The 11,558-nt window shown below is 59.3% G+C and carries 11 protein-coding genes; 3 read left to right on the top strand and 8 right to left on the bottom strand.

Annotated features, from left to right (window positions below):
- Nucleotides 1-544: 544 nt before the first annotated feature.
- Nucleotides 545-1,321 (bottom strand): RluA family pseudouridine synthase, encoded by a 777-nt coding sequence (locus DOLE_RS02040; RefSeq protein WP_012173834.1) that lies wholly within the window; start codon nt 1,319-1,321, stop codon nt 545-547.
- A 23-nt stretch (nt 1,322-1,344) separates the two neighbouring features.
- Here DOLE_RS02040 and rsmG point away from each other — a divergent pair, with 23 nt between their 5' ends.
- Together rsmG and DOLE_RS02030 are read left to right on the top strand one after the other, a co-directional pair.
- The gene (rsmG, locus tag DOLE_RS02035; RefSeq protein WP_012173833.1) at nt 1,345-2,817 is read left to right on the top strand and encodes a 16S rRNA (guanine(527)-N(7))-methyltransferase RsmG; all 1,473 of its coding nucleotides are present in this window, start codon (nt 1,345-1,347) and stop codon (nt 2,815-2,817) included.
- A 20-nt stretch (nt 2,818-2,837) separates the two neighbouring features.
- Nucleotides 2,838-3,164 (top strand): zinc ribbon domain-containing protein, encoded by a 327-nt coding sequence (locus DOLE_RS02030; RefSeq protein ID WP_012173832.1) that lies wholly within the window; start codon nt 2,838-2,840, stop codon nt 3,162-3,164.
- A 385-nt stretch (nt 3,165-3,549) separates the two neighbouring features.
- Here DOLE_RS02030 and DOLE_RS02025 read toward each other — a convergent pair whose 3' ends face one another.
- From DOLE_RS02025 to DOLE_RS02010, 4 genes are all read right to left on the bottom strand, one after another.
- A complete protein-coding gene (locus DOLE_RS02025; protein WP_012173831.1) occupies nt 3,550-4,371 on the bottom strand; it encodes a metal ABC transporter permease in 822 nt (273 codons plus the stop codon).
- Nucleotides 4,372-4,375: 4 nt separating this feature from the next.
- On the bottom strand, nt 4,376-5,149 hold the full coding sequence (locus tag DOLE_RS02020) for a metal ABC transporter ATP-binding protein (protein ID WP_012173830.1): 774 nt from the start codon (nt 5,147-5,149) through the stop codon (nt 4,376-4,378).
- The gene (locus DOLE_RS02015; RefSeq protein WP_041280298.1) at nt 5,146-6,021 is read right to left on the bottom strand and encodes a metal ABC transporter solute-binding protein, Zn/Mn family; all 876 of its coding nucleotides are present in this window, start codon (nt 6,019-6,021) and stop codon (nt 5,146-5,148) included. Before DOLE_RS02015 ends, DOLE_RS02020 begins: the two co-directional genes overlap by 4 nt.
- Nucleotides 6,022-6,139: 118 nt before the next feature.
- Nucleotides 6,140-7,213 carry an NAD(P)/FAD-dependent oxidoreductase gene (locus DOLE_RS02010; protein ID WP_012173828.1) on the bottom strand — a complete coding sequence of 358 codons (1,074 nt, stop codon included), beginning with the start codon at nt 7,211-7,213 and terminating at the stop codon, nt 6,140-6,142.
- Between the two features lie 135 nt (nt 7,214-7,348).
- Here DOLE_RS02010 and DOLE_RS02005 point away from each other — a divergent pair, with 135 nt between their 5' ends.
- Entirely contained in the window at nt 7,349-8,179 is an 831-nt protein-coding gene (locus tag DOLE_RS02005; RefSeq protein WP_012173827.1) for an aldo-keto reductase family protein, read from the top strand.
- Nucleotides 8,180-8,287: 108 nt separating this feature from the next.
- On the opposite strand, the gene DOLE_RS02000 is transcribed toward DOLE_RS02005, so the two are convergent.
- The 3 genes from DOLE_RS02000 to DOLE_RS01990 form a co-directional block, all read right to left on the bottom strand.
- Nucleotides 8,288-8,929, bottom strand: coding sequence for a hypothetical protein (locus tag DOLE_RS02000; RefSeq protein WP_012173826.1), 642 nt, complete (start codon nt 8,927-8,929; stop codon nt 8,288-8,290).
- Nucleotides 8,930-9,085: 156 nt separating this feature from the next.
- Nucleotides 9,086-9,925, bottom strand: a complete 840-nt coding sequence (locus tag DOLE_RS01995; RefSeq protein WP_012173825.1) for an outer membrane lipoprotein-sorting protein — start codon at nt 9,923-9,925, stop codon at nt 9,086-9,088.
- A gap of 251 nt (nt 9,926-10,176) precedes the next feature.
- Nucleotides 10,177-11,550, bottom strand: coding sequence for a hypothetical protein (locus tag DOLE_RS01990; protein ID WP_012173824.1), 1,374 nt, complete (start codon nt 11,548-11,550; stop codon nt 10,177-10,179).
- Between the last annotated feature and the right edge of the window lie 8 nt (nt 11,551-11,558).

Genomic DNA, 11,558 nt, shown 5'->3' with positions numbered 1-11,558 from the left:
TCCAGCCGCTTTTCCACCTGCTCAAAAAAAGTTTTCAGCATGCCGGTTTCCGTGATCATCAGGCCGTAGTCGTACCAGTTGTCTACGGCCTGCCGGACCATACGCTTGTACCGGGGGGCAAGTTCACGGCAGGTCGGGCAGAAATAGGTGGCGCAGGCATAGGCCCCGTAATAGCTCAGGCCCCGCCAGTCAATCCCCTTGTTGCCGTCAGCCCGGGGATGGAGCAGGCACCCCACCGTGGTCTGTTGCGGACCGATCAGGCCGAGAAACGGGCAGTGGTGAAAGTTTTTCATGGGCCGGTGGCGACCTTCGGCGCCAAGGGTCTCTTCCCCGAACCGGTCAATGGCCTCAATGGTGCGGGGCACCCGCGCAAACCTTTGTGTCCGGCCTTTCAGCAGGTGGGTCAGGTTTTCGCGGGAAAGATGCTGAATATTGTAAAGGCCACAGCAGGCCCCGCAGGAGATAGCTGGGCCGACCTGGCACAGATAAACGCCGCCCGGAGTTTTACCGTCAAGATCGGAAGCCGCGCCGGCCGGGGCGATGTTTAACATGGCGCCTCCGGCGGCAGAAGGGGCATGACGGTCTCCTGTATCTCCGACCAGTTCCAGGGCGGGGCGTCACTGTTGGCGTGGTCGCCGGGCCAGGGCCAGCCCCAGGGAAATGAGCTGGTAAAGGTAAGTGCATGGCCCAGGGTGGGATGGGTCACTGTCAGGCGCCGGGCCAGCAGGGCGATCTGGCGGCCGGGCAGCGGGGCCGGGGCGCCGTAGCGCAGGTCACCCACCACGGGAAAGCCCAGGTGGGCAAACTGGACCCGAATCTGGTGATGGCGGCCGGTTTCAAGGTCGATCTTGACCAGGGTGCGGCTGTCTGTCCTGTCAATCACGTGAAAGGCCAGGCGCGCCTCCCGGCTTTTCGGGGTAGGAACGTCAATAATATGGCTGGTGGGGCCGCGCCGAAAAATGTGGTTAGCCAGGCGGCCCTCGTTCTCGGGAATGACGCCTTCCACCACGGCCACGTACTGTTTGGCCGTAACACCGTCGCGGAACTGAGCGCTGATCCGGCCCGCCGCCTTGGAGGTGCGGCAGAACAGCACCACCCCGGCCACGGGCCGATCCAGGCGGTGCACCATTCCCAGAAAAACCTTGCCCGGCTTGTTGTACCGTATTTTGAGCCAGCACCGGCCCAGCTCCAGAAGGGTGGGGTCGCCGGTGCTATCTCCTTGAACAAGCAGGCCGGCTGGTTTATAAAGGGCCAGAAGATGGTTGTCTTCATACAGCACCGGCCATTGGGGTATGAAAAAGTCGGGTGTTGGGGCGGTCATCACTCTTTTCTCAAGTCAAAGCCATGGCAGCCGTAAAAAAACAGCGCACCTCCGCAGGAGAAAGCCGGCACACGCAGCGGGAGATGGCCCGCCTGCTTGCGCGGTCGGGCATCGTGCTTTCCGATGCCGGCTTAAAGCAGCTATGGTCATACCACTGTTTGCTGCGCAAACACAACCCTGAGTTGAACCTCACCCGCATTCACAATTTTGAAAACATGGTGCTAAAGCTCTACGTGGATTCCATCCTGCCCGGCACACTGGTCGATCTGCCCTCCCCTCTGCTGGACCTTGGCACCGGCCCGGGCATGCCCGGTATTCCGCTGAAAATAGCCTTTCCGGAGCTAACCGTGCTGCTGGCCGAAGGCCGGGGCAAGCGGGTGGCGTTTCTCAACACCGCTGTTCAGGAACTGGGCCTTTACGGTGTTTCAGTGATCGGCCGGGCCATTGCCCCGGACTTTCAGGAGCCGGTGGCCGGCGTGATCACCCGGGCCGTGGAGGCCATGGCCGCCACCCTGGAGCGGGTTGATGGCTGTCTTTCCTCGGGCGGCAAAATCTTTTTCATGAAAGGCCCTTCCTGCGACGACGAGATTGCCGATGCACAGGCAAAGTTTGGCGCCCGGTTTCGGCTGACGGATGATATAGCCTACTCCATTGCCCACACTCCCCACCGGCGGCGGCTGGTGATATTTGAACGCCTGGACGCCTCCCGGCGCCAGCAAAAGGCGGCGGCCATGAACAGACACAGGGTGCATGTGATTGAAAGCGAAAACAATGCCCGGTTCAAGGAGTTAAAAAAACTGCTGGGGGGCCGGGGCGTAAAAAAACAAAACCTGGCCCTGGTTGCCGGGGTAAAGCCGGTAACCGAGGCCCTGGCCGCCTTTCCCGATCAGTGCCGGGCCTGGATCACCCGGCAGGACCAGACGCCGCCGCCGGAAAACGCCCCGTCCCATCTTGCCTGGGAGCAGCTGGCCCCGGCCCTGTTTGAAGCCCTGGATGTTTTCGGCACCCGCGCCCCCCTGCTGCTGTTTGAACCCTCGTCCATGGGGGTCTGGCGGCCGGACGAAGGATTTTCACCGGGCTGCACCCTGCTGTTGCCTTTTCAGGACCCGGAAAACGCCGGGGCCGCCATTCGTTCAGCCGTTGCCTTTGGCGCGGCAAAAATCGTGCTTTTGTCCGAGTGCGCCCACCCCTTTCATCCCAAAACCATTCGGGCCTCAGCCGGGGCCGTGCTGCACGCCCCCCTGTTTGAAGGCCCGTCGTTAAAGGACCTGCCCGAGGACCTGCCCATTGTGCCCCTCTCCATGGAGGGGGCTCCCATCACCGGGTTTTCCTTCCCCGCCGCCTTCGGCCTGCTGGCCGGCATCGAGGGGCCCGGTCTGCCCGATGCGTGGCGCAGCCGGGCGGTGTCGATTCCGGTCACCGGCGCCGTGGAATCACTGAACGCGGCCACCGCCATTGCCGTTGCCCTGTATGCGTGGTCCCAGGCGGGAAAATAACCGGATAAAAGGGGGAACCCATGAAAAAGTGTCCATTCTGTGCCGAAGCGATTGCCGATGAGGCGGTAAAGTGCAAACACTGCGGCGAGTTTCTGGATGCGGAGGCCCGGGCCTTTTTTGAGAAAAAAAAACAGCCCTGGTATTTTCGCACCTCTTTTATCACCATAGCCGTTCTCTGTGTCGGTCCCCTGGCGTTGCCTTTGATCTGGTGGCGGCCGGAGACCTCCCGGGTTTATAAAATCAGCCTGACCATTATCATTCTTGTGGTCAGCTGGCTTGCCTTTGATATCACCATGAAATCCCTGGAATCCCTAGGGGAGTATTACCGGTTATTGGATACGCTTTGACGGTTTCGTAGAAACCTTGTTTTCTGTTACTCATCGTGCTCGTGCTCGTGACCGTAATCGTGATCTTATTCTGATTTTATTTCAAAAGGCGTTTTCTTTTACATCGTCATTGAGAGCCGAAGCACTTGCCCCACGTGTCATTGCGAGCGAAGCGAAGCAATCTTGGCCATATGCGAGGGAGATTGCTTCGTCGCTTCGCTTCTCGCAATGACGTTATATTTCGGTTTGGGACCATTTTGATTTAGAAGTGGAATTAATCCGGCCTGCGTTCCAGCCCGAATACTTTCGAGCACGTTCACGGTCACGAGCACGAGCACGAATTCTCAAAAGTGTATTTTTGGGGGGAAAATGAAAATTGCGTGCAGGAAGACAGGCAGGGGCGGCCCTACAGCCGTTGCCGGGCCATCAGCCGGACCTTTTCGATCAGCAGGAAGAGAAAGAAGGCGGCGCCGGCCACCAGGATGATGGCCGCGCCCGAGGTCAGGTCAAAGGCGTAGGAGAGCCACAGCCCGGCCAGGGTGAAGAGAATGCCCAGCAGGCTGGAGCCGATCATCATGCGGGCCAGGGACCGAGCGTATTTTTCCATGATAAAGGGGGGAATGGTGAGCAGGGCGATCACCAGGATCAGGCCCACCACCTGGATCACCATCACGATGGAGACCGCCAGCATGCCGATCATCATAAAATAGATCGGCCCCACGGCCACGCCCCGCACCCGGGCAAACTCCTCGTCATAGGAGATGGCCAGAAGGTCGTTGTAGAAGAAAACCACCAGCACCGAAATCCCCAGCCCCAGACCCGCCATGATCCACAGGTCCTTTTCCGGCACCGTGAGAATGCTGCCGAACAGGTAACTCATCAGGTCCACGTTGTATCCCGGCGTCAGGTCCAGGAGCACCACGCCGATGGCCATGCCCACGGCCCAGATCACGCCGATGATGGTGTCGGCCCGGTGTTTGGCCCGCAGGGTGATCCCGGCCATGATCAGGGCCGCAACCAGGGCAAACCCCAGGGTGCCGGCCAGAAAGGACCAGCCGAAGAAAAAGGCCATGCCGATACCGCCGAAGGCCGCGTGGGCAATGCCGCCGGAGAGAAACACGATGCGGTTGACCACCACCAGGGAGCCCATGATGCCGCAGATCACGGCGGCCAGCAGGCCGGCGGCCAGGGCGTTTTGCATGAAGTCGTAGTGCAGGGCCTCGATCATGGGGTCACGGTTTCCGGTTTCGAATAAAAAGGTGCGGGGTTTCCCTTGCCACCATCTCCACCGGGCAGAGCGACTCCACGGTGCAGGGGCACGACGTATTGATCAGGCTGCCGGCCAGTTCGGACCGGCGGTGGTAGTGAAGGCCCCGGTTGACGCAGGCCACCGAGGTCACATGGTGCGAGATGGCCAGAAGGTCGTGGCTTACCATCACGATGGTGACCTGTTGATTCAGATCATGCAGCAATTCCAGAAAGTCGGCCTGGCCCCTGGTGTCGATGCTGGCCGTGGGTTCGTCCAGCAGCAGCAGTTTCGGTTGGGTGACCAGGGCCCGGGCGATAAAAACCCGCTGGCGCTGGCCCCCGGAAAGCTCTCCGATGCGGGTATGCGCGCTGGCCTCCATGCCCATCTGCGCCAGGGCGGCCAGGGCGTCGGTTTTGTGACGGGCCGGTCGGCCGATCCACCGTTTGCCGGGTGCAAGCTTTCCCATCAGCACCACGTCCAGGGCAGTGACGGGGAATGCAAGGTTTAAGTGAATGTCCTGGGGCACGTATCCGATATGGTGGGATGCCTTTTCAGGGGGCCGGCCCAGCACCCGAACGGTTCCTTTTTGCGGTTTGACCAGGCCCAGCATCAGCTTGAGCAGCGTGGTCTTGCCCCCGCCGTTGGGCCCGATCAGGGCCACGAACTCCCCTTCGGATACGGACAGGGTGACGTTTTCTATCACGGCCGGACCGCCATAGGTAAATGAAACGTTGTGCATATCCACGATGGCGGTCATCGGTTTACTGCCCCCCGAATGGTGCGGGCCACGGTCCGTAAATTGTCCGGCCAGTTTTCCGCCAGCGGGTCGGCCACGGCCACGGTGCCGCTGATCTCTTCGGCCAGGACCTGCGCGCTTCTGGATGAAAACTGGGGCGCAACCAGGATGACGGAAATCCGGTTTTTCCTGGCATGCTCAATCAGGTCCCGCAACTGGCCCGGCTTGGGCTCTTTTCCTTCAACTTCCATGGGCACCTGGACAAGGCCGTAAGCGTCGGCAAAATAGCCCCACGACGGATGAAACACCAGAAACCGCGCTCCGGTGGCATCGGCAAACAGGTTCCGCAACTCTTTGTCCAGGGCCTCAAGCTCGGCGAAAAACGCATCGGCATGGACCTGGTAGTCGGCGGCATGGGCCGGGTCTGCTTCTTTTAACGCGTTGGCAATGGTTGCGGCCTGAAGTTTAACCAGGGACGGCGACAGCCAGATGTGGGGGTCGGCACCGCCGTGGCTGACAGCTGCTTCTGCGTGTCCGTCATCATGGGCGTGGTGTGTCATGGCGCGTTTTTCAATTCCCCGGTCTGTACGGACGATTTTCATGGCCGGGTTGGCGGCCGCGATCCTGGGCAGCCACACCTGTTCAAAGGGAACGCCGATGGCGAAATAGAGAACGGCCGCTGAAAGTGCCCGCATCTGGCCGGGCCGGGGTTCATAAGTGGCCGGGCTGGCGCCCGGCGCCACCATCACCGACACTGCCACATGATCACCGCCGATCCGTTCCACGAAATATTTCTGGGGCGCGATGCTGACAAACACCGGCAGCTTCTCCGCTGCTCCTGCCGGCAGAGCCGGCAAGCAGAAGAAGACCAGCGCGAAAAGGATTTTTTTCATACCGCGTGTCATGGCCTGCTCTGGTTGTACCATTGGTTCAAAGAAATGTTTGGTTGCCGGGTGTTAATGTAGTGCATTCAACCGGTCAAGGCAACGGCTTTTGATAGTTTCAGAACGGCTACCACGCCACCTGTTTAAGAGGCTTCAGGTGACGAAGCAGGCGGCCGCAGTAGACCCACAGGCCCGGATGAAAGGTCACCCGGGCCGCCATGGCCGGGGTGGGGTTGACCGGGCCGTTGTTAAGGATTTCTCCCAGGGCCCGAAGCGTTGCATCCGGCGGGTAGAAGAGATGGCGGACCGCCTTCCAGTAGGCCGGGTCATAGTGATGGGTTTTGATCAGGCGGGTGTAAGCGCCCTCCTCCTGCCAGCCAACGGCCTGGCGCAAAAAGTCGGCGCAGGCGATGATGGGATTGAGCCCGCCGCAGGTGGCGGCATTGGTCAGGCCGGCGGCATCACCAATGAGAAAAACTTTCCGCCGGTCCAGGGTCCCTTCAAAACGGGTGCCGTGAACGGCGATGGGAGCACCGCCCCTGTGCGTTATCTCTCCTCGAATGTCAAACGCCGATAAAAACAGATCCAGTTGTTCAAAGGAGCCCTTGACCCCCACGTTGAACGAATCCTTTTTCGGAAAGATCCAGGCATACCCGTCGTTGTGTTTTCCGTGGTAGAACCGCTCGTCGATAAAAAACTCCAGAAACTCCCGGGGCCGGTCCAAATTCATGCGGTACTGGACCGCCGGCACCATGTCCACGGTACCGCCAATGGCGGTCCGGATTCTGGAGGCCGGACCGTCGGCCCCCACCACCACATCGGCATCCAGTTCGTCGATGCCGGAGACCCGTGACTCCCAGAAAACCTCAACGCCCCGGCGCCCGGCAAATTCGGCCATGGCCTGCTGCCAGGCGGTTCGTTCCAGGGTGGCGCCGGGCTGATGAAGGTAGCCGCACTTTCCTCCGGGAAAATGCACCTGAATGCCGCAAACGGCCCGGGAGATAAACGGCGTTGAATCAAACCCGGTGTGGCGTTCCAGGCGTTGCAGCATGTCGCGCGATATACCCTCGGCGCACAGCGACGATGTGTATGCCGGGGGCCCCTGCTTTTCATGCAGGCAAATCTCAGCCCCGTGCATCCGGGCAAGACAGAGGGCCGTGATCAGCCCGGCCGGCCCTCCGCCCACGATGATGATCTTCATGAATGCTCCTGTCGTGTGCCGTGGTTTTGCCTTGCCGCAAAAAAACGATTATCATGCAATGGACCACCACGGAGAATATAAACCGTATCTTACGCAATGGGGATCGAATAATCAAACGATGAAAGGTGAATGATCATGGAGCAGACCATACAGACCGCGCACGGGAGTTTTGCGAAGGGTGTTCTGGGCCGTACCGGGCTTTCCGTCGGGCGGCTGGGCCTTGCCGCCAGTTACGGCGCGCCGCCGGCCGCCTTTGAGGAGGCGTTTGAGCGGGGGTGCAACTATTTTTACATCGGATCGGGCCGTCGCCGCGCGAACATGAAAACCGCCATTCGGAACATCTGCGAAAACGGTCACCGGGAGCACCTGGTGGTGGCGGTTCAGACCTATGCGCGGTTCGGCCTGCTGACCGAAACCCTGTTTAGAAGGAATCTGCGTTCAATGGGCCTGGCCCATGCCGATATCCTGATGCTGGGGTGGCACAACCGGCGGCCCGCCCAAAGGCTTATGGACATGGCGCTGCGGCTAAAACAAAACGGACTGTGCCGGTTTATCGGCATGTCCGGCCATTCCCGCGGGCTGTTTGTCCAACTGACAAAAGAGGGCGTGTTTGATCTGTTTCATGTCCGCTACAACGCGGCCCACCGGGGTGCGGAAACAGAGACCTTTCCGTTTTTGAAGGGCGATTCCCGGCCCGGTGTGGTTTCCTACACCGCCACCCGGTGGGGCCACCTGCTCAAATCTGAAAAAATGCCCGAAGGAGAGCCGCCGCTTCGGGCCAGTGACTGCTACCGGTTTGCCATGTCCCATCCGGCCGTGGATGTCTGCCTGTGCGGCCCGTCAAATATGGAACAGATGCGCGAGGCCTTGACGGCCCTGGATTTGGGGCCCCTGTCCGAGGCCGAGATGGAACGGGCCAGGCGCGTCGGAGACCATGTGCACCGCCATGGCGGTGGCTTTTTCTAGCTGGTTTCCATCCATAAATGGCCTTTTCTCATTTCTGGATTGGAAACATCACATGGTGTCATCCATGTTAAATGGAGGGACACTAGCTGGCCAGCCGGCCGGCCCGGATCAGTATCTCCAGCCCAGCAGGCCCAGGGCCAGGATGTTCATGATGGCGGGCACGGCATAGAGACCGCCGATGATGGCCAGCTTGGCTTTTGTGGTTTTCCGCGTGATCACCAGGATGATCCAGCAGAAAAAGGCAAAATAGCCAAAGAAAAAGATCAGCCACACGCCCCAGAATGTGCGTTCCCAGAAGGGGTATTCCCACACCAGGTGGCCGCCCATGTTAAGCAGGCACTCCACGAAAACGCAGAAGGCGGCAAAGGCCACGGCCCAGGCCCACATCTCGGTCCGGGTCCGGTTTTCCGACAGGCTGTGATAGAAGATGATACCGGCGATCAGGAACATGAAGATGATCTCGATGTTCCAGCCCACCATCACCCGCAGGGCCGTGTCGCCGGGCGTGGTCCAGAGGGCCGACCGGCCGCTTAAGTGCATGATCCAGCCGTTGACCGTCTCGTTTAAAAAGTCGGCGCCGAAAAGGGTGACCCCGGCAAACACGGCGTTCCAGTCTCCGTTTTTGCGCGCCTCCTTGATTTCACGGGCATACACGTAAAGCACAATAGCCAGCAGGGGAATGGCGTACCACTTGATCATGTTCAGGTCCCGAAGGCCGTCCAGGGCCTGGCGGGTGGCGTCGGTGATCATGGCTCCTCCTTTATGATGCATGGGTGTCGGTGTGTTTCCGTGTCGGTTTCCCGGGCACGCTCCAGCCGAAAAGCAAAAAGCCGGCCAGCGCTGTCCTGTTTTGTGACAAGTGGACGCTTCATGGCCGGCTCTCCTGTTCCTGCCGCGGCAGGAAGGCTACAACCCCTTTTCAAGCCGTCGGACGGTAAACAGATTTTCGTCCATGGGCTGGTTGAACTTTACGTTTTCCCGAAGCAGGATGGTTTTGTGCAGCGTGGTTTTGTCCCGTTTCGTGGTCATGTGGGTCTCCATGGCCACCCAGATACCGTCGATGTTTTCCAGCTGTTTCACGTCCAGGTACTTGAGGTTGCTGCTGTCGGCCACCCAGCTCACGGCCCGGACCATCACGTAGTTGTCCTGCCGCACAAACACGATGGACTTGGTATACCCAAAGGTGTCGATCACCTTCTGAGTCCGGGGCACGGCCTCGATGATCCATGTCTTGTGACCGTCCACGGTGTCTTCCTTGAGAAGCTTGTAGTTGTAGTTGTCCAGTTCACTTTTGGTCATGTCCGCGTAGGAAAAATCGGATCCCATGAAAGAGTCGGTCTTGTCTCCGGCGGCGATGCGCTTGGTCTTTTTTAATGCCGGCAGATAGAGCCACTGGTCGTCATCCTTGTCCGGATCGTCATAATCATAGGTGAGAAAACCGGTGTCTTTTACGGCCGGCGGACCGGAGAAGAAAATCAGCTGGTAGGTGTCTTCGCCCCGGTCCTGGGAAAAGGAGCGCATGGTCCGTTCCCGGGTCTGCTGGTTTTTGTCGATCAGGATCATTTTCATGTCAGAGATCATGCTGTCGCCGTCATCCCGCGCGTCGACTTTTTCCATGATGGCCCGGGCCTTCGGGTCATCCGCGGCCAGGGCCGGCGACACCAGGCCGCCGATAAGCGCGGCAAGGCAGATGGCATAAACAAGGGAACGGCTAAAACAGGCTGTGAAATGGCAGAAGTACCGCATGGATTCTCTCCTTGGTTTGTTTTAACTGATTATAAATCCGCAAGCGGTCAGCATGGGACCGCATTATGTCATTTTTTGTCCGTATGTTCAAGGTGGATGCCGGGTCCGGCGTTTTTGCCGAGCCTTACCATCGCTGGTTGTGAAAGGGGCCAGGGAATTCAAGGACTCAAGTATTCAGGCAAAAACTGAAACCAACAGCCTGATAACTTGTTCAACAACAAACCCTTGAATCCCTGGCCCCTACCGTATGCTCACATGAGGACCATTTCATGGCCGGGGGGAAGGACCATGTCCGACTCCCGGTACACCTCCGTGGCATCGGGGGAGTGAAGCTGGTAGAGCAGGACCGGTGTTGCGTCATACATGTAACCGCCGGAGACAACCTCCAGCAGGCTTTGTTTGTTGTAATCACAGAACGACACGATATGATAGCGCCTGGGAAGACCGCTTCGAAACAGGGCGGAAAGCAGCCTGTCAAATACTGAAAGCCGGAGGTCCGGGGCCAGGTCATGGTCCAGCTCCAGGGAGGTCAGGTAAAGGATGTCGATATTCTCGTTGGGCCTGGGCACCTTCAACCCGGCCATGGCGCCCAGTTTTGCCAGCCGCTCCTTTTCCGGGGGAAGGGCATCGATGTAGAGCTGGCGGCCCCTGCCGGGGTCAAAGGCGCCAAAGGCGCCAAGAATTTTCCCGGACAGGTCCCGGGCAATGAAAAACGAGGACATGGACAACCCGTCCCATCGTCTCAGCCGTCGCTCCAGCTCTCCTGAAGGCCCGGCATAGATGTAGCCGAAGGTTTTGGGCTGGTTCTGCCGGTCCAGAAACGCTTTCAAGGGTTCGAGATCCTTTTCCGTACCCTGGGTGACCACCAGCTTCTCCCTTGATTTTCCAAAGCTGCCCAGGCTTAAAATCTTCCAGGGTTTCCGGGCGTAGATATTGATCGCCTGGTAGGCGGCCAGGTTGCTGACCCTGAACGCCTCTGGTGCCGGCGCGGGCGCCGCGGGGGTTTTTTCAGGCGGAACCGGGGGGGCCTTGCGTTCCGGTGCCGGTGCCGGTTTTTCAGCCTTTTTCTGTCCGGCCTTTGCGTGTGCATCCTTGCCGATGGAGGCAGTAGCATAGATGTTGGTGGTGATGTAGGAACCGTGGTAGATGCGGCACCCTTCCGTCTCTTCCACCCGGCTGCCGGAACGGGTGAAGCCCAGGCCCAGCTCTTTCCAGTCGCCCTTTATCGTGCGCTCTTTTCTTCTTTTGAAACGCAGGTCAAGAAAGTGGCCTACCCTGTCGGGCCGGCCACCAATATAGCAGGGCCGCACAATCAACGACACCATGCCTTCCAGCTCGCCTTGCGCGTTGGGGTAGCCGAACACGTGGTGGTTGTCCGCGGCATAGGCCAGAAACCGGAAATAGTCGGGCTCCTTTTTCGTGTGCACGCTGAATTTTTCGCTGGTCATGGCCATGCTGTTGTAAAACGCCTGAATTTTCGGATTGTCCGCCGGCGTCAGCGGGACACACCCGAATTGTGCGGCAAAGTCGCTTATTTTCATTGTGGGCATTTCCGTCTCGACAGCCCCGTCGTCGCCCTGGGGCGCGACAGAAGGGTACTCTGTTTTGTCCGGATTAAAATTCATGGTCGTTG

The organism is Desulfosudis oleivorans Hxd3 (genome assembly GCF_000018405.1).
GTDB classification, from domain to species: Bacteria; Desulfobacterota; Desulfobacteria; order Desulfobacterales; family Desulfosudaceae; genus Desulfosudis; species Desulfosudis oleivorans.
This window is presented reverse-complemented; position numbering and strand designations above follow the sequence as displayed.